Genomic DNA, 18665 nt, shown 5'->3' on the forward strand with positions numbered 1-18665 from the left:
GGATGCGGGAAATCTGGAATCTTTTCAAGCCGAAGCTTTCCCCGGCCAAAATGTCGATGCTGCTATCGATCTGGATGTGTTGTCTGTTTTATTTGCTGTTCCAGGGCGGCAAGACTTCGATCATGTTGTTCGCCATGGTGACGTTGTTCGGTTTGTACCTATTATTTGGCGGCCTGAATGGAATCGCGCGCGCTCGCGGCGAGCGTCAGTTTTCCGGCGAACCGGGCGAATGGGGCGGTGTGCTACATGAAGGCGACCAGATTCGCGTTCGTCTGCATTTGGAAATCCCCGGATTTCTGCCTTTGCCTTATGTGATCGTGCGGGAGACGCTCAAGCGTCATAGTGGCGAGACTTGGTCTTTTGAAGAAAGTCTGGTGCCTAGTTTGAACGGACGAGGCGAGCTGTTGTTTCAGACGCCTCCGCTGGAGCGTGGCCGTTATGCCTTTTCCGAGACAGAGTGTGTGACGGAAGATATTTTCGGCCTGATTGAGCATCGGGGGTCGTTTTCGGCACGCGGGGAATTCCGTGTGCTGCCAAGAACGGCTCATATTGCAAGGTGGCAGCTGCTGGATCGACGCAATCGACTTCTGGGACCGCAGTCAGTGGGACATGTGTCGGGTCGTGAAACCAATCAGGTTGGGGGCGTGCGTGATTACGTGTATGGGGATCGGATCTCGCGGATTCACTGGAACGCTACGGCACGCACGGGAGAATGGAAGTCCAAAGAATTCGAATATGAATCGATTCCCAAAACGATGGTGGTGCTCGATACGTACGAGAATCACTATCGCTCGGCTAGGCAGTTCGAGACAGCGGTCTCGACGGCGGCTTCACTGCTAGAATACGGAGGGCGTGAGTCTATCCCGATGGGAATGTGTTCGCTCGGAAGCGAAGTGCGTGTGTTCGAGCCTGCACAGGGACGATCCAGATTGCATGCAATGATGGATCATCTGGTTGATTTGGACCCTAAAGGCGGAGGTTCCCTGCTTACCGGGTTGGAATCAGCGTTGACGCGTTTACCGAAAGGAGTCATTCTTGTTGTGGTCACACCGCTCTCGGATGGCCCCGTAATGGAATTGGTGCGCTTTGCGCAGACGCATCAGATGAGCTTTTGCCACGTTCAGATTGCAGAAACTCCTGTATCGGAAGGGGAAAGTTCCAACGCGTCCAGGCAGTGGGTCTCTACACTTCGGACCAAAGGAGTCGCCGCTTACCGGGTTGGCAGTCTCGATGAGCTGTCGACCGTGCTGGAAGGAGGAATCCGATGAAAAAATGGGTAGAATCATTTAAGTCATCTTGGTATATGGGCGTCTCGACGGTCTGGTTAATGATTATTGCCCTTCAGTGGTTAACTTATACACGAACCATCTGGTTCGATGAGACGAATGCGCTGGTGCTCGGCGTTTTGACGGCGGTTGCGATCGTTCATGTGCTGCTGCCGAACGATTCCTGGCTGCGCTTGGGACTTAAAGCCGTTCTTTTTGTGATCGTGATGTATACGACACTGGAGCGGTACGACATTTTTCAACCGGAAGGAATGCTGGCTGCAAGAGCCGAACAATTTTCCGAGGCGATATTCCCTTACGTTTGGTTTGCTTTGATCGCTTGGTTGTTATTTGAATTTTGTGTCCGGGCTGTCAATAGTCAACGGCGAATTCTGGTCTTTGCTTTTCTGAATATTGTACCGTTGGCGGCACTGGATTCCTTTACGGTCGTATCGTTGTGGAAGGCGGTTGCCTGGATTGTTTTTGCGACGATGGGATGGTTGGTATGCGACCACTTCCGCCGTTTCCAATCCCGTTTTCCTAAAGGGTGGAAAGCGATTCGCCGCAATCCGTTCAAGTTGTTTATCAATACGGCGGTTGTTTTTTCACTGGTCATTCTGGCGGGCGTGAATATGCCGTTTGTGCAGCCCGTGCTGACAGACCCTTATACAGCCTGGAGACAGATGCAGGGAACCTCGAATGTAGCGTTTAACGGAAACGGTCTGCTTCAGGGACAGGCTTCCGCTTCGGGATACAGCCGGGAAGACGGGCAGCTCGGCGGAGGATTCAATTTCGACTTTACGCCGGTGATGACGGTCGAGTCGACAGAGCGCAGCTACTGGCGGGGCGAGACGAGAATGACATACACCGGAAGCGGTTGGGATGCGGACAGCGGTTGGGGCACTCTCGAAGACGTGGTGCGCGAAGAAGCTTTGGAACGCGAAGCCGCGCCGCTTACTCCGACCAAGACGGTTCGCCAGCGGATCACGATGCAAGGCGATGCCACGTATCCCGTATTGTTCGGAGCCTTTTCCATTAATAAGGTAGAGAGTCTGGATATTGAAAACGGCGAAGCCCGTATGCAGTGGAAGCCCGAACAGGGCGAGCTGCATTGGCAGGAACGTGCCGGCCGCGGAACGACGGTCTATCCGAAAACGTACACGATCACATCCGAAGTTCCGGTGATTCCGGTTGATTCGCTTAAAGCCGCGACATCTGCGGAGCTGTATCCGAACGGCGTCGATCCGAGATACGTACAGGTTCCGCGCGGTTTTCCGCAACGTGTAACGGATCTGGCTACCGATATTACAAAAGACGGACAGACCCCGTATGAAAAGGTCTATCTGCTTCAGCAATATCTACAGCAAAATTATACGTACACGAACAATCCAGCGTTGTCCCGCCGGGAAAGCGACGACTTCGTCGAAAGTTTCCTGTTCGAAATCCAAGAGGGGTATTGCGATTATTTCTCCACGGCTATGGTGATGATGGCTCGTTCGCAAGGCATTCCGGCGCGCTGGGTCAAAGGGTATTCGCCGGGCAACCCGGCGACAACCGATATTCCGCAGCAGTTTGCCGAGAACGAAAACAGCTCGCAGTATGAAGTGACGAATGCTAACGCGCACTCTTGGGCTGAAGTGTATTTCGGCGATTATGGTTGGGTACCGGTTGAAGCCACGCGAGGATTCAATATGCCGCTGCTGCAAGAAGCCGTGACTCCGGCCGATGCCGATGTCACGCAAGAACAGGAGCCACAACCGGAACAGCCGGAAGAACAAGCCGAACAGGCCGCTTCCGCTTCGACAGATCAAGAAGATTCGAACATCGTGCCGATTGTTGTCGCTGCTGCGGCTGTCGTTGTGGCGGCTTGGGGCGGTTATCTGCTCTGGCTTCGTCGTCGATCGATTTATTTCTTCTTCATGGGACTGCGAATGGGAGGTCCGCTTACGGACGGTCAAAAAATCGTGCTGGAAACCGAGCGTTTCCTGCGCTTCCTGAAGCAAAAAGGGCTGAAACGCGAAGAAAACGAGACGCTGCGTGAATCTGTTGCGCGGTGGGAGACTACGGTGACCGGGACGGAGGCCGCGTTGGCGCCGATCTTAAGAATGTTTGAAAAAGCCCGGTACAGCCCGGAACGCGTCACCGCAGAGGAATGGGCAGAGATGCAGCGTTATTCTTCCAGCCTGCGGAAAAGTTGGAAAGGGCACTATCCGGTTCTGCCGAATTTGCCGCAATCCGGTAGCTGACGCGGAGCGTTCACTGTGATATAGTTTGAGTTTAAAGACTAATGCAACGAGGTGACCACAACTTGTTCGATGCACTGTTGCCGAAGCTCCAAGTTGATACTGTATTCGATATTGATCTGGAAGATTTGTATAACCGGGGCTACCGGGGGATCGTCACCGACCTGGATAACACGCTGGTCGGAGCGAAAGCGCCCAACGCTACGCCTGAACTCATTGCATGGTTTGCAAAAGTGAAGGAACTCGGTTTTCAGCTTGTGATTGTATCCAATAATAATATGAACCGCGTGTCTGTTTTTGCGACGCCGCTCGATATCCGATTCGTGCATGCGGCACGCAAGCCGTCTCATGCCCCTTTCCGCAAAGCGATGAAGCTTATGGAATTGAGCGAAAAGCAGACGATCGTCGTAGGCGATCAACTGCTGACCGATGTGCTCGGAGGAAACAGACTGGGTTTGTACACCGTGCTGGTGCTGCCGATCGCTGTTGGCGACGAAGGCTGGCGCACGCGCTTCAATCGCAGAGTCGAGCGGGTCGCGGTCGGACGTCTGCGCAAAATGGGCAAATGGCTTGAGGAGGAAAAGAAGAAATGACAGAAAGACTGGAAGGCTCCGCAGTGATCCGTTGTAACGGTTGCGGAGCGCCGCTTCAAACGGAAGATCCGGCAGGAATCGGATATATTCCGAAACTGAAGGAAGACGGGGCGCAAATCTGCCGCCGTTGCTTCCGTATCAAAAACTACAATGAGGTTGCATCGGTCGCGATGAATCAAGACGAGTTCCTGCGTATGCTGGGCCAAATCGGCGAACGCAAAGCACTGGTTATTCATATCGTCGATTTGTTCGACTTCCAGGGCAGCGTGATTACCGGACTGCAACGCTTCGTTGGCAGCAATCCGGTTATTCTCGCGGTCAACAAGATCGACCTGCTGCCGAAAGTAACGAACTGGAACAAGGTTCGGAACTGGGTGCAGAAGCAAGCGAAGGAACTGGGCTTGAAAACAGAAGAAATCGTGCTATGCAGTGCGAAAAAGAATCTGGGCTTCGACCGCTTGCTTCAGGAAGTCGCAGAGCGTCGAGGAGATCGCGACGTCTATGTCGTGGGTTCGACCAATGTCGGCAAATCGACATTGATCAACCGTCTGATTACCGATTATAGCGACCTTGAAGAAGAATTGACGACTTCGCGTTATCCGGGCACGACGCTGGATATGGTCAATATCCCGCTTGACGACGGACGTTATATCGTGGATACGCCGGGAATCGTGTATCCGTCCCGTTATACGGAACTGGTAACGCCGGGCGATCTGGTCAAAATCATGCCGGAGAAGCCGCTGAAGCCGGCTGTCTATCAACTGAACGAAGGACAGACGCTGTTTATCGGAGGACTGGCTCGTTTCGACTTTATCGAAGGCGCGCGCCAATCGTTCACGTTCTACACAAGCGGAGCTTTGAATCTGCATCGGACCAAGCTTGGGCGCGCGGACGAACTGTACGCCGATCATATCGGCGAGCTGCTGACTCCGCCGTCGCGTGAAGAAGCGGAAAAAATGCCGGACTGGACGCGCCATGAGTTCCGTATTCCGAAAGGCGGCGCACAGGACCTGTTCGTTTCCGGTCTTGGCTGGGTGAAAGCAAACGGTGAAAGCGGAGCGAAAGTTGCGGTGCATGCGCCGAAAGGCGTTAAGGTCATCATGCGGGATTCGCTGATTTAACTTGAGGCTGAGGAGGAAGAAACGTTGAATCAACCGTTGAAGCTTGGCGTGATCGGAGATCCGATTGCGCATTCCAAGTCGCCGATCATGCATGCGGCTGCGCTGCGTGAGCGGGGTATCGCCGGCGATTACGCGGCGCTGCATGTGAAACCGGACCAGCTCGAAGACATGATCCGTACGATGCGGGAAGAAGGCTATCGCGGCCTTAACGTTACGATTCCCCACAAAGAGCATGTCATGCAGTATCTCGATGATTTGACCGAGGATGCCCGGCGAATAGGAGCGGTCAACACGATCGTGAATGAAGCCGGTCGCCTGATCGGTCGCAATACGGACGGGATCGGTTATGTTCGATCTCTGAAGGAAGAGGCGGCGGCTGAACTTACAGGCCGCCGCATCGTTGTGCTCGGGGCTGGCGGAGCCGCTCGCGGCATCATTTATGCGCTGGCTGCCGAAAATCCTGACCGGATCACCTTACTGAACCGGACACCGGAGCGGGCCGAAGCACTGGCTGCCGAGTGGAACGATCTGGCCGATATTGTGGCGCTGCCTTCGTCTCGTACCGCCGAAGCTTTGCAAGATGCGGATCTTGTGATCAATACGACTTCGGTCGGCATGCATCCGCATACGGAAGGCGTTCCGCTGGATATCGAGCTGCTGAAAGGCACGGAGATCGTCAGCGATTTGATTTATAATCCGCTGGAAACCCGGTTGCTGCAATTCGCGCGCCAAAAAGGCTGCCGTGTACACGGAGGCTTGGGGATGTTCGTCTATCAGGGGGCGTATGCCTTTGAATATTGGACCGGGGTATCCGCGCCGGTCGATGCGATGCGAAGTGTGGTACTGGCGAATATGGCGCTCTGACCGCTACGCGATTTGAAATGGGTAAATAAACGGTAAGCACAGTTATTTTCAAAAAAGAGGAGTCAATCAAACTTATGCTGACAGGCAAACAAAAACGCTACCTGCGTTCGCAGGCTCATCATCTCGATGCTATCTTCCAAATCGGTAAGGGAGGTCTCAATGACCAACTGGTTCGTCATATCAACGAGGCGATCGAGCTGCGGGAATTGATGAAAGTATCGGTGCTGAATAACTGCGCGGAAGAGCCGAAGCAACTCGGAGTCGAGCTGGCTGAAGCCGCGGAAGCTGAATTGGTACAAGTGATCGGTCGTACGATCATCCTGTACAAAGAATCGCGCGAACACAAAGAAATTCAACTGCCGTAAAAAGGCAAGCGGAGGAGTGGACGGTTTTGAAAATCGGAATTATGGGCGGAACGTTTGATCCGATTCATATCGGGCACCTGGTTGCCGCTGAAACAGTGCGCGAGGCGCTCGATTTGGATGAAGTCTGGTTCATGCCTTCCCATATCCCTCCGCATAAAGCCGAAGCCGGATTTTCCAGCGAAGAACGGTTGCGCATGGTAGAGTTGGCAATCAGCGAACAGCCTGCTTTTCGGACATTGGATATCGAGCTGCGCCGGGGAGGCGTGTCGTACAGTGCTGATACGATGGAGGCATTGACTGGCCGACATCCTCACGACGATTTTCATTTTATTATCGGGACGGACATGGTCAACTATCTGCCGAAATGGGAGCGAATCGAAGATCTGGCGACCCTGACACGCTTTGCCGCGGTTGGCCGTGCCGGTTATGTGCTGGATAAATCCATCCTTCCGGAAGCGGTAGCTGACGTGATCGACCATGTCGATATGCCGCAGCTTGAAATCTCGTCAACCGAGATCCGCGAGCGATTGAAAAGCGGTCGTTCAGCCCGTTATCTCGTACCGGACAAGGTCTATGATTATTTGCAAAGGAGCGGAAAGCATGCGACATTCACGCGAGGAACTGATTGAGCAAGTGTCGTCGCAGATGCCGGCTCGCAGATGGCGCCATACCCTTGGAGTCATGCAATCGGCGATTGAATTGGCCGAGCGCTACGGCGCCGATCCGGTTCGGGCAGAACTTGCCGCGATCATCCATGATGTAGCCAAGTATTGGCCCGTTCAGCGTCAAGCCGCCGTGATTGCCGATCATGGGCTTAATGTCGAACTGCTCGACTACGATGCTCCGATGTGGCATTCGGAAGTCGGCGCTTATGTGGCGGAACACGAGTATGGAATCGAAGACCGTGAAGTGATCGATGCGATCCGTTATCATACGTCGGGGCGCGAAGATATGACACTGCTTGACAAAATTGTATGCCTGGCCGATTATATCGAGCCGGGACGCGATTTTCCGGGCGTGGATCTAATTCGGGAAAAAGCACAGCTTAGCCTGGAAGAAGGACTGATCGCCGGATTCGACTCGACGCTTCGCGTACTGGTCGAACGGGGACAAACGATATTTCCGACAACGGTGCTGGCCCGTAACGATCTGATCCGCCAACTTGCTCAGCGCGAGCAGGCGGGTCAGGCGAAGCCGGTTACCGAAAATAAGGGAGGATAACGAATGAGTGTAAAACCAAAAGAATTGCTTCAACTTGCGACGGAGGCCGTTGCGGAAAGAAAAGCCATGAACGTAGTCGCTTTGGACCTGACCGGAATCTCGCTCGTGGCCGACTATTTTGTCGTGTGCCACGGTAACTCCGATACGCAGGTTCAAGCGATCGCAAGCGAAGTACGCAAACGCGCAAACGATGCCGGCGCGCCGATCCGCGGCATTGAAGGCATGGACTCGGCACGCTGGGTGCTGATCGATCTCGGCGACGTGATCGTGCATGTGTTCCACCGCGACGAGCGCGAATATTACAATATTGAACGCGTCTGGTCGGATGCGAAAGTGGTGGAAACGGTATGAGTCTCGAAGCCGGTACAATCGTCAAGCTGAAGGTTGCACGCGAAGTGTCGCCGCACGGCTTTTTCATGACAAACGGCGAGGAAGAAGTGCTGCTTCCGTATACGGAACGCACAGGCAATATGAAATTCCGCAACGGTCAGGAAACGGAAGTCTTTATTCACCATGACTCCGAAGACCGTCTGATCGCAACGATGAAAAAACCGCTGCTGACATTCGGCGAAATCGCCGCGCTCGAAGTAGCCGATATCCACCCGCGCCTGGGCTGCTTCCTGGAGATGGGTTTGGGCCGTCAGCTTTTGCTGCCCAAGCGCGAACTGCCGGAAACACCGGAGCTTCAACCGGAAGTCGGCGACCGGATTTACGTACGGATGGACCGCGATAAACAGGGACGTTTGCTTGCCCGTACATCGGGCGAGGAAGAGTTGTCGCCGCTGTGCTTCAACGCTCCGGAATCGTGGAAAAACCAATGGATGAAAGCGACTGTATACCGTCCGCTTCAGATGGGAACGTTCGTCATTATCGAAGGCGGCGTGCTGGGCTTCGGCGCAATCGGCTTGATCCATTCGTCCGAACGTCCGCGTCCGTTGCGTCTGGGTGAAGTGGTGGATGTACGTGTCACACGGATTCGCGAAGAAGACGGCCGTGTGAATCTCTCGATGGCCCAGCCGAAAGAAATCGGGATGGACGAGGATGCGGAAAAGATTCTGGCCTATATGCGTACCCGCGAAGGTAATCAGATGCCGTACTCGGACAAAACCGGACCGGATATCATCAAGCTTCGCTTCGGGATCAGCAAAGCCGCATTCAAACGCGCTTTGGGCCGATTGATGAAACAGGGTCTTATCGAGCAGGATGAGAACTGGACGCGCCTGAAGTCGTCTGACGAAGCTTCTTCCGACGCGGAGTAATCGTGGAATCCTAAATCATCAAGAGTAAAAACGGCTCGTTTCCGAGAAAGGAAAGAGCCGTTTTTTCATGGAGAAAACCAACGAAATATCTGCTCAAAAAGAAAGGGGAATACAGATGTCTTACGGAAAATTCGCCTACGTATACGATGAACTCATGCAGGATATGCCTTATGCCAAGTGGCAAAGATTCACGCTGGAAGCCTGGAAAAAATACGGAAACCCGAGTGAGGTCGTTGAACTGGGATGCGGGACGGGGACGCTAACTGCGATGCTGGCCGAACAGGGATATCGAATGACGGGAATCGATTTGTCGGAAGATATGTTGGCCGTGGCGCGCGACAAAGCGGATGAGCGTCCGATGCTTCAGGGACTGCTTCGCAGCGGAAGCCTTCGTTTCGCTTGTCAGGATATGACGGAATGGGCTGCGCCCGAGCCTGTCGATTCGGTCATTTCGTTTTGCGATTGTTTGAATTATCTGACGGAAGAAGAGCAGATCGAAGCTACTTTTCGTGCGACTTGTGAGGGGCTGAAGCCGGGCGGAACTTTTTTGTTCGACGTCCACCACCCGAATACATTGCGCCGTTACGAAGAAGAGCAGCCTTTCGTGCTGGACGAAGGCGATATTTCGTACATTTGGACCTGCGGATTGGACGAAGAACGGGTAGAGATCGAGCATCATCTGCGAATTTTCGTACGCCGGCAAGAGGATTCAAGTCCCTCGAAAAACACTTACGATCGTTTCGACGAATTTCACGTAGAACGTGCCTACGATCCTCAATGGCTTCAAGAAGCACTGCTGCGAGCAGGCTTTTCGAACGTAGAGACTTATGCCGATTTTGAATGGAAAAAAGATGACGACGAATCGGAGCGTTTATTCTACGTAGCGGTCAAATAGAAAAAAGCCCGTCCCCTTTAACCCTAATGCGCTAAAAAAAGGTTTTATTCGTACGAAGCGGCAGGCGAAGAGGCAAATTCAGTTCAATACGCCTTTGAACGCGGAAAGCCGGAGGCTTTCTGCGTGAGACAGCGTTTTGAACGAATTTTCCCCGCAGTGCCCCGAATAGGCCTTTTTCACAGCCCATTCGTCAAAATCAACGTCGCCCCCACCAAAGCCATCATCCCCGCCAAACGGCTCAGCGTCAAAAAAGACGGATTAGGCTCGGAATTTCCTTCAGCCGTTCGTCCATATCGAATTCGCCAGACGAACTGCGGCGTTAACACATTAACTGCTCCAATCGCAATAAGAATCAGAAAAAACAGAAACATGATGCCTATCAGCTCCTTTCCGGCAAACGAATACGTCATCTCGGCTTCACGCGTATTACATCTTTACCCGAAACAACAGCCTTATGTCTTCGTTATACGCGGAAAAAGCCGAAAAGTTTTTGTCGCTTGATCGGTTGGAACTCACTCGTAAAACAACAACCGCTTGGCATACGCATTACGGAAATCGCTTGGCGTCAGGCCGACGATCTTTTTAAACGCTTTCATGAAGTTATGGGAATCGGTATAGCCCAGCTTGACGGATACTTCGCTGATATTTTGGTTGGTATCGGTGAGCAGGTATTTGGCCAGTTCCATTTTTTGCTGCAAAATATACTGTTTGAGCGAGACGCCCGCAATCGAGGAGAAGAGGTGCGACAGATATTTTTCGTTGTAGCCGAACACGTCCGCGATCTGCGATACCTTGACGGGTTCGCCGCGGCTCCATTTGATGTAATCCACGATATCGTGGTAAAGCTGTTCCTGCCTGGTCTTTTTGAGCATGGTGGAATCGGTGTAGAAAAGTTGGTTATATAATTCGCACAGAATGACGGTAGACATGTAATTGTTGAGCGACGACATATCGTAGCTGCGTACCGAGTCCTGGAGCTGCTTCATCATCACGATCATTTTCTCCAGGCTTTTCAGCTTGCCGTAGCGCGGAAGAACGATCTTCTGATCCTCCTTGCCGGGTAATCCTTCCGTTGCATCCACAGTGACGACCTTCTGGTCTTTGGAAGAAAAATGCAACCAATAGAAGCTGCACGACGATACCTGATAGCCGTATTGCCGGGTGGAAGGCGGAAGCAGCAGATATTCGCCCTGGGATACCGTAAATTGTTGAGAACCGTCGGCCAGATACAATACGCCCTCTGTCACGACCATCAGCTCATAGTCGGTCAGAGTCCGGCTCAAATGAATCCAATTGGCGTCGGGCGCGACGAATTTGCCGGTAATCGCAAGCTCAACCGGAGTGTCTACAGATAGTTCGTACGCAATCATCAAAGCAGAGCCCCCTTTGTCTGATTTTGTCCTTTTTTCGCATGGCTTCCCTAATGTAAAGCTAACACAAAACCCCTCCCCCGACTAGATACCCTCCCGTACAAACCTAACCTTTTGACACTTATTCGAACTTTAAACTATTTGTCGGACCGTCAAAAGCGATTAATCTAGAATCATCAAATCGATTTGAAAGCGGATTCAAAAAAAGCTTCGAAAATGAAAAGGGGGCCGTGGAGGCAGACGGAGAAGCGCTATACATATATGCTTTTATGCTTCTCCGCGTCAATCCGGCAATCAAAAAATGGAGGGGATCGGAATGAAAAAAAGCATGTCGATTCTGGCGGTTCTGGCACTTGGAGCAGGTCTGCTGTCGGGTTGCGGAGGTTCGGACGAAGGGAGCAGCGAGAGCGGGAAAACGACGCCGGACGGCAAGGTCAAGCTGACGGCGATTATGACCAAGCACCCGTTGACGCAGGAATTTTCCAAAATGGAATGGTTACAAAAAGCGGAAGAAAAAGCGGGCGTCGAGATCGAATGGCAGGAAGTCAGCGCGGATTGGGGACAGAAAAAGGGCGCTTTGCTCGCAGGCGGCGATATCCCGGACCTGATCATTGGACCGAATGCGATCACGGACGCCGACTATGCGCAGTTCCCGGGTTTGTTCGAGGATATGACGCCGCTAATCACCGCCGATGCGCCGAACGTGCAGAAAATGTTCGACGAAAAACCGGAAACCAAAGCGATCGCGACGCAGCTTGACGGTAAAATCTACGGTTTGCCGAAATATCAACGTTTTTGGCCGGATACCACGACGCGCCAGTATATCAACAAGCAATGGCTCGACAATCTGGGCTTGAAAGAACCGACCAACTGGGACGAGCTGTATGACGTGCTGGTCGCGTTCAAAGAAAAAGACGCCAACGGCAACGGAGACGCAAACGACGAGATCCCGATGGACTTCGCGCCGAGCGGCACGGGCGGATTCGGAGCGTTCATGCCGACCATGCTGCTGGGCAGCCAGGGCATCACGCTGACGGACAACAGCGGCCTCGGCTACTTCGTCGAAGATGGCCAGGTCAAAAACTTTTTCACGGACGAACGGTACAAAGACCTGGTCGCGTTCCTGCATAAATGCTTTGCGGCAGGCTTGATTAACCCGGAAGTGTTCACGCAGGACTACACGAAGTATCAATCGGTGGCGCGCGGCAACGGAGACACGGCGGCTGTCGGCTTCACGTGGGGTTGGGAAGTGACCGACCGCGTCGGCAACACGCTCGCGCCGCAGTACGAATCGATCGCGCCGCTCAAAGAGACCGCGTCGTCGACCGATCAACTGTCCTGGTCGTACGATTACAACTCGCTCAACTACGGCGTGAATATGGTATCGCTGGCGTCCACGTCGAAAAACAAAGACGCCGCGATGAAGTTCATCAACGAGCTGTACGATCCGACGGTGAGCATGCAGGTCTTGTTCGGTTCGCTCGGCACGAATATCAAAGACAACGGCGACGGTTCCTACGCGGTGCTGCCTCCGGAGGACAAAGCTATGGACCCGGGCACGTGGAAATGGACGACAAGCTGGGCGGATAACGGGCCGATGTATATCTCCGATTCGCTCAAGCTGGAACTCGGCACGGATATGCAGTCGGTCGGCGCGCAGACGGAACCGCTGAAGGCGGCGCTGGACGGTATCGACAAAGAAAAAGACGTGCTGCCGAGCATGTTTATCAAGTACAGCGTGGAAGACAACAATGCGATGAGTTTGAATAATACGGCTATGCTGTCGCTCACGATGTCCAAATGGGCGGAATGGATCACCAAAGGCGGCGTGGAAGATCAATGGGCCGGCTACGTCGATAACGTGAAAAAAACGGGCGTGGACCGAAACATCGAAATCATTCAAAAATACTACGACGATTATATGAGCAAAAACTAAGCAATCGAGAAAAGGAGGCCGTTTCCGGGAGACTTCGGAAGCGGCCCCCGTTTTCGCGAAAGGAGAGGTCTGCCGATGGTTCCCAAAAATCCCTATGAGCATCCGGTCAACCTGCGAGCTTATAAAAAGAAAAAGCCGACGGTACTTAATACGTTCGTGCGCGACTATCAGCTATGGATTATGATTTTACCCGCAATCGTCGTGATCTTTATTTTCAACTACATTCCGATGTACGGGATACAGCTTGCATTCCGCGATTACAACTTTGCCAAAGGCTTGACCGGCGGCGAATGGCGCGGGCTGTTTTATTTCAAACAATTTTTCGAAAGCTACCAGTTTGCGGATTTGATGAAAAACACGATCGTAATCAGCTTGTCCACGGTCGTGCTCAGCTTCCCGGCTCCGATCATTCTGGCGTTGCTTATCAATCAATTGCGCTGGAAACGGGCGAAAAAAGCGCTGCAAACAACCGTTTATCTGCCGCACTTTATCTCGATCGTCGTTATGGTCGGTCTGTTGAACGTGCTGCTGTCACCGAACTCCGGGGTTATCGGCCATTTGCTTCAGTCGATCGGGCTGGGCAACGTCAATCTGCTCGGCTCCACGTCGACGTTCGTGCCGGTCTATGTCTTGTCCGAGATCTGGCAGCACTGCGGGTGGAACAGCATCATTTACTTAGCGGCGTTGTCGACCGTCGACCCGCAATTGTACGACGCTTCGAAGATCGACGGCGCGAGCCGCTGGCAAACGATCCGCAATATCGAGATTCCGGCGCTGATCCCGACGATTATCATTTTGTTCGTACTCAGTATGGGCAGCGTACTCAGCACCGGTTTCGAGAAAATTTTCTTAATGCAAAACTCGCTCAACCTCCCCGTATCCGAAGTCATTTCGACTTACGTGTACAAGATCGGGATCGTGAGCAATCAGTTCAGCTACTCGGCGGCTATCGGATTGTTTAACACGCTGATCAACTTCTTCTTCCTGTACACAATGAATCTGGTGGCGAGAAAAACATCGGAGACCAGTCTGTGGTAACGCGGGCGGTCTCCCGAAGAAAGGAGCGAATAGCTTATGCAGCTTGTACAAAAAAAGCAAAAAGCGGTGGCGCATAAACGGAATTTCGGCGAGTGGATGTTCGATGCGGTCGTATTCGCGATCTGTCTGTTGATTTTTCTCAGTATCGTGTATCCGCTGTATTTCGTCGTCATTGCTTCGATCAGCAACTCCACGCTCGTCTCGACCGGACAGGTGACGATCTTCCCGAAAGACATCAGCTTTTTCGGTTATTCGGAGATTTTCAAAGACCAGCGGATCTGGACCGGCTACGGCAATACGATTCTGTACACGGTGCTGGGAACGGCGGTCAATCTGCTGTTCACGCTGCCGGCCGCATACGTATTATCCAGACAGGAGTTCCGGGCTAGACGGTTTATTATGTTCGCTTTTGTCGTAACCTTATTCTTCGGCGGCGGTTTGATCCCGACATACCTGCTGATGAAGGACCTGCACCTGTTGAATACGATGTGGGTGTTTATCCTGCCGTTCAGCGTCAACGTGTACAACCTGATTATCGCCCGGTCCTTTTTCGAAAGCTCCATTCCGAAAGAGCTGTACGAAGCGGCGGCGATGGACGGCTGTTCGCATTTCCGTTACTTCGGCTCGGTCGTGCTTCCGTTGTCCAAAGCGATCGTGTCGGTTATCGGCTTGTATTATCTGGTTGCGCACTGGAACGACTTTTTCACGGGCCTGATCTATATCCGCAGCAATGATCTTCAACCGCTTCAGATCGTGCTGCGCGATATTCTGTTGTCCAATCAGGTATTCTCGCAAGGCGCGGGTTCCGGCGGTGCGGCGGGCGGTTATGCGCAGCAGTATGCCGACCAGGTCAAATACGGCGTTATCATCGTGTCCACGCTGCCGATCCTGCTCGTGTATCCGTTCCTGCAAAAGTATTTCGATAAAGGCGTCATGATCGGTTCCGTTAAAGGCTGAGGAGGATGTCGAATCGTGAATAAAGTAAAAAACAAAGCGGCCGACCGTCTTCAAGGGTTTCATTATCGTCGCGTCAAGCTGGGAGAAGGACATTGGAAAAAGCAGCGCGACGAGACCGTCGAGACTTATCTCGCGATTCCGGACGAACGGCTGCTGCATATTTTTCGGGAAAAAGCAGGCTTGAATCCGGAAGGGCATGGCTTGACCGGTTGGTATGGTGCGGGCGCGAGTACATTCGGTCAAAAATTGGGCGCATTCGCGAAACTCTATCTCGTTACAGGGGACGAACGGCTTAAGGACAAAGCGCTGCGGTTGGCGGACGGGTGGGCGGATTGCGCGGATGCTTCGGATAAGCTGTACGAGCATGACACGTATGTATACGATAAACTGATGGGCGGTTTGTTGGACCTATACGAATATTTGGGCTACGAACGCGCACGCATTCATTTGCAAAAACTGACGGAAGCCGCCGCATCGACATTCAAACGGGATATTAAGCGGGACGGATTGCAGGATGCGGGACTGTGGACCAACCGCATGATCGAATGGTATACGCTGCCGGAAAATCTGTATCGGGCTTATCAACTAACCGGAGAAGAACGCTTTGCCGAATTCGCGAAGGAATGGGACTACGATTATTTGTGGGACAAATTGCTCGCCGGCGATTTTCGGATCGGTCCGCGTCATGCCTACAGTCAGGTCAACAGCTTGTCCAGCGCAGCGCGGGCTTATGAAGCAACAGGGGATGAACGTTATTTGAATGCGATGAAGATCGCGTACGAGCTTATTACGACCCGGCATATTTTTGCGACAGGCGGGTACGGTCCGGCAGAATGTTTGTTCACCGATGCGGAAGGCTATCTCGGCGATTCGTTGAAGTCGACCTGGGACGCCTCGCGCGCCAGTCTGACCTACACCAACTTTACAGGCAACGAAGTCACTCGCGACGATACGTGGGGAAGTTGCGAAGTCTCCTGCTGCGCCTGGGCGGTATTCAAGCTGTGCCATTATTTGCTGCGCTTCACGGGCGAAGCCAAATACGGCGAATGGGCGGAAAAGATGCTGTACAACGGCACGGGCGCGCAGCTGCCGGTCGAACCGGGCGGCAAAGTGATGTATTACGCCAATTATTTTCTCGACGGTGCCATCAAAACGACCGAAGACCGGCGTTTGCAGGAAGGCGGCCAATCGTTCGAATGGCAATGCTGCACCGGAACCTTCCCTCAAGACGTAGCCGAATACGCCAATATGCTGTATTACCGTGAGGAAGAAAACCTTTACGTCTCGCAATACCTGCCGTCTTCGGTTCAATGGACAGTCGGAGCGCATGAAGTACATGTGACGAACGTATCTGCTTTTCCCGAAAAAGAAAGCCCAGTCGTGTTCCGTATCGGAATAGATGCGGTGGATTCGAAAAACGCGGATTCGAAAAGCGTAAATTCGAAAAACGGCAGTTCCGAAGTCTCAGCCGATGTACGGGCCGCTTTTACGCTCAATCTGCGCATTCCCGACTGGGCCGACGGCGCATCCGTCCGTATCAACGGCGAACCGCAACCGATTTCTGCCGTGCCGGGACAATGGGCGACCGTTGAACGCAACTGGCAGCACGGCGACCGGGTCGAACTGCGCCTGCCTTTTACGCTGCGTTTCCGCCCTGTCGACCGCGTCAGCCCGGACGTCGCCGCCTTGAGCTACGGCCCTCTGGTTCTCGCTGCCGACAGCATGACCCGCTTCATCGGCGACGCTTCCGCTCCCGCCGACTGGATACGCCCGTCCGACGAGGAGTCTGCCGGCGCTCCGTACGTTTTCCGAACCGTTCCCGGCCATGTCGCAGGCTACGCCCACCTCACCCGCACCTTCGAACCCTATTATCGAATCCCCGCCATGCGCTGGACCTATATGTACAATCGGATCTCTCCTCACCCCGACCGCCGCATCGGCCACACGGACGGGGAAGAAAACGAGTAAACGGTTAAGCCTAAGAACGATAGCTGTTCAGCGCAAACGCAGTCAGGAAAATGCCGGGTGTGGACAGGCGGAAAAGCAAGGAGAGAGCGAAGAGAAGATCGGAGAAGCAAAGGGAGGGGAAAAGCGATGAGTTTCAAGTTGCGAGTGCCAAACGCTGAGTTCCGCTCCCTGAGTCTCCAATTTTAATTCTCGATTTCCGAAGTTTTTATTTCCAAGCTCTGAATTTATAATGCCAAGCCCGCACAAACCTCAGATTAAAGCAAGAAAAGCTACTATTTGCCCGGATTTTTTTGATTTGGAGAGATTAGATGCGAATATACACTTAATTCCTCGGTTTTATGCTCTTTTGTGCCGATTCTCTTCAAATAGGTGTATATCCGCACTTATTCGAACATTCAGAAGCAAATCGAACGAAATAAGTGTATAAGCGCACTTATTTATAAAACTCGTTCTCCGAATCAAACCGATCCGTAAAGAAGGGCGGCTTCACCGTTCGGAAGGGGATGTCTCCAAACTCAACGAGTATATTTTTTACCGCAAATCAAGCTGTTAAAATCGTTTACGCAGAAAAAGCGCACTGGACCTACAGGTCCAGTGCATCTTTCCTATCTAAAGTTTATTTAAGCGCCACCCCCACGCCCTCTTCAACAAATCCACCCTCATGTACGTGATACAGCACCCTCGCGAGCAAATGCTGACTATAATTCCCGAAGCGTCGCCCGAACAGCGTCAAGCCTCGCTTATTCGCCGTCTGATCCGTCACCGCGATCCGGAACGTCAGCTCACTGCGGTAATCCAATTGGATATCCGCGAGCGTCACATCCGAAATCCGGCATCCGTCGATAAAGCTGCCGTCGCTGTTGATCCGCAGCAGCTTCAGCATGCCGTACTGATTGAGATGCGGCGGCCACCAGTCCGGGTTGAACGTGCCGCGCACATCGCCGAAGTCGCCGGGGCTGGTCCAGCAGCCGATCTCAATCTCATTAATGGAAAAATGAATATCCGACGGATAAAAGTTATTGAATCCCGGCGCCTCCGAACCGATCTCCAGCGAGAGCTGAATCTCGCGAAAGCTTTGGTTCGGCTTCAAATAATTCGGAATACGGTATTCCAGGAAACCTTCCGCCAGCCAAATGATCTCGGCATGAATCCGCTGCGGGTCGGCAAAATAACGGGGATCGTCGAAATCGCCGATGATGCTGTCTTTGGTTGCGAGTCCGCAGGTTGGAAGCGCTTTGTAATCACTGTAATGACCGACCTGAATTTCGACTTCGTACAAATTATCCGCTTCTTTGCTGCGCAGATCGACCATCAGCTTTTCTTTATTCAAGTAACAAAGCTTCTGAATCCCGTGTTTGCCGCCAGCGGTTCGGATCTCGATCAGGCCGCAATCCTCCAGCTTTTTGATATGCAGAGTCACAGCCCCGTTGCTCAGACCCAGTCTTCGGGCAATCTCGTTCAAGTTCAATTCTTCGTCTCCGGCGAGCATCTCCAGGATCTGAATCCGGATCTCGGAGCTTAGGGCTTTAAAAATATCGATTCCGCTCATCAAATCTTTAATATAAATCAT

At 52.8% G+C, this 18665-nt stretch carries 18 protein-coding genes; 15 read left to right on the forward strand and 3 right to left on the reverse strand.

Annotated elements, in window-relative coordinates; translation table 11 throughout:
* Positions 1–2: 2 nt before the first annotated feature.
* The 11 genes from WKI47_RS09490 to WKI47_RS09540 all read left to right on the forward strand — a co-directional run bounded on the left by WKI47_RS09490 (position 3) and on the right by WKI47_RS09540 (position 9826).
* The gene (locus WKI47_RS09490; RefSeq protein ID WP_340226900.1) at positions 3–1268 is read left to right on the forward strand and encodes a DUF58 domain-containing protein; all 1266 of its coding nucleotides are present in this window, start codon (positions 3–5) and stop codon (positions 1266–1268) included.
* Positions 1265–3511 carry a transglutaminase domain-containing protein gene (locus tag WKI47_RS09495; RefSeq protein WP_340226901.1) on the forward strand — a complete coding sequence of 749 codons (2247 nt, stop codon included), beginning with the start codon at positions 1265–1267 and terminating at the stop codon, positions 3509–3511. Before WKI47_RS09490 ends, WKI47_RS09495 begins: the two co-directional genes overlap by 4 nt.
* A gap of 62 nt (positions 3512–3573) precedes the next feature.
* Complete coding sequence (locus WKI47_RS09500; protein ID WP_340226902.1) at positions 3574–4101, forward strand: YqeG family HAD IIIA-type phosphatase; 528 nt, start codon at positions 3574–3576, stop codon at positions 4099–4101.
* Positions 4098–5222 (forward strand): ribosome biogenesis GTPase YqeH, encoded by a 1125-nt coding sequence (gene yqeH / locus WKI47_RS09505; protein WP_340226903.1) that lies wholly within the window; start codon positions 4098–4100, stop codon positions 5220–5222. Before WKI47_RS09500 ends, yqeH begins: the two co-directional genes overlap by 4 nt.
* 24 nt (positions 5223–5246) lie before the next feature.
* A complete protein-coding gene (gene aroE, locus WKI47_RS09510) occupies positions 5247–6086 on the forward strand; it encodes a shikimate dehydrogenase (RefSeq protein WP_340226904.1) in 840 nt (279 codons plus the stop codon).
* Between the two features lie 74 nt (positions 6087–6160).
* The gene (gene yhbY, locus WKI47_RS09515) at positions 6161–6451 is read left to right on the forward strand and encodes a ribosome assembly RNA-binding protein YhbY (protein WP_340226905.1); all 291 of its coding nucleotides are present in this window, start codon (positions 6161–6163) and stop codon (positions 6449–6451) included.
* Positions 6452–6477: 26 nt separating this feature from the next.
* Positions 6478–7080, forward strand: coding sequence for a nicotinate-nucleotide adenylyltransferase (locus WKI47_RS09520; RefSeq protein WP_340226906.1), 603 nt, complete (start codon positions 6478–6480; stop codon positions 7078–7080).
* Positions 7052–7672, forward strand: coding sequence for a bis(5'-nucleosyl)-tetraphosphatase (symmetrical) YqeK (gene yqeK / locus WKI47_RS09525; protein WP_340226907.1), 621 nt, complete (start codon positions 7052–7054; stop codon positions 7670–7672). Before WKI47_RS09520 ends, yqeK begins: the two co-directional genes overlap by 29 nt.
* A gap of 3 nt (positions 7673–7675) precedes the next feature.
* Complete coding sequence (rsfS, locus tag WKI47_RS09530) at positions 7676–8023, forward strand: ribosome silencing factor (RefSeq protein WP_340226908.1); 348 nt, start codon at positions 7676–7678, stop codon at positions 8021–8023.
* A complete protein-coding gene (locus WKI47_RS09535; RefSeq protein WP_340226909.1) occupies positions 8020–8931 on the forward strand; it encodes a CvfB family protein in 912 nt (303 codons plus the stop codon). The genes rsfS and WKI47_RS09535 overlap by 4 nt, the downstream gene beginning before the upstream one ends.
* 115 nt (positions 8932–9046) lie before the next feature.
* On the forward strand, positions 9047–9826 hold the full coding sequence (locus WKI47_RS09540) for a class I SAM-dependent methyltransferase (protein ID WP_340226910.1): 780 nt from the start codon (positions 9047–9049) through the stop codon (positions 9824–9826).
* A 176-nt stretch (positions 9827–10002) separates the two neighbouring features.
* Here WKI47_RS09540 and WKI47_RS09545 read toward each other — a convergent pair whose 3' ends face one another.
* Together WKI47_RS09545 and WKI47_RS09550 are read right to left on the reverse strand one after the other, a co-directional pair.
* Positions 10003–10197: a DUF6199 family natural product biosynthesis protein gene (locus WKI47_RS09545; RefSeq protein ID WP_340226911.1), complete on the reverse strand. Its 195-nt coding sequence runs from the start codon at positions 10195–10197 to the stop codon at positions 10003–10005.
* Between the two features lie 141 nt (positions 10198–10338).
* A complete protein-coding gene (locus WKI47_RS09550; protein WP_340226912.1) occupies positions 10339–11196 on the reverse strand; it encodes an AraC family transcriptional regulator in 858 nt (285 codons plus the stop codon).
* A 316-nt stretch (positions 11197–11512) separates the two neighbouring features.
* On the opposite strand from WKI47_RS09550, the gene WKI47_RS09555 reads away from it, so the two are divergent.
* The 4 genes from WKI47_RS09555 (at position 11513) to WKI47_RS09570 (ending at position 17095) form a co-directional block, all read left to right on the forward strand.
* Positions 11513–13132 (forward strand): extracellular solute-binding protein, encoded by a 1620-nt coding sequence (locus WKI47_RS09555; protein WP_340226913.1) that lies wholly within the window; start codon positions 11513–11515, stop codon positions 13130–13132.
* A gap of 75 nt (positions 13133–13207) precedes the next feature.
* Complete coding sequence (locus WKI47_RS09560) at positions 13208–14170, forward strand: ABC transporter permease (protein ID WP_340226914.1); 963 nt, start codon at positions 13208–13210, stop codon at positions 14168–14170.
* Positions 14171–14266: 96 nt separating this feature from the next.
* Positions 14267–15127 carry a carbohydrate ABC transporter permease gene (locus tag WKI47_RS09565; RefSeq protein ID WP_371873200.1) on the forward strand — a complete coding sequence of 287 codons (861 nt, stop codon included), beginning with the start codon at positions 14267–14269 and terminating at the stop codon, positions 15125–15127.
* A gap of 15 nt (positions 15128–15142) precedes the next feature.
* On the forward strand, positions 15143–17095 hold the full coding sequence (locus tag WKI47_RS09570) for a beta-L-arabinofuranosidase domain-containing protein (protein WP_340226915.1): 1953 nt from the start codon (positions 15143–15145) through the stop codon (positions 17093–17095).
* A gap of 616 nt (positions 17096–17711) precedes the next feature.
* On the opposite strand, the gene WKI47_RS09575 is transcribed toward WKI47_RS09570, so the two are convergent.
* Positions 17712–18665, reverse strand: coding sequence for an ArsR/SmtB family transcription factor (locus WKI47_RS09575; RefSeq protein WP_340226916.1), 954 nt, complete (start codon positions 18663–18665; stop codon positions 17712–17714).

It is taken from the genome of Saccharibacillus sacchari (assembly GCF_037722395.1).
Taxonomy (GTDB): Bacteria; Bacillota; Bacilli; order Paenibacillales; family Paenibacillaceae; genus Saccharibacillus; species Saccharibacillus sacchari_A.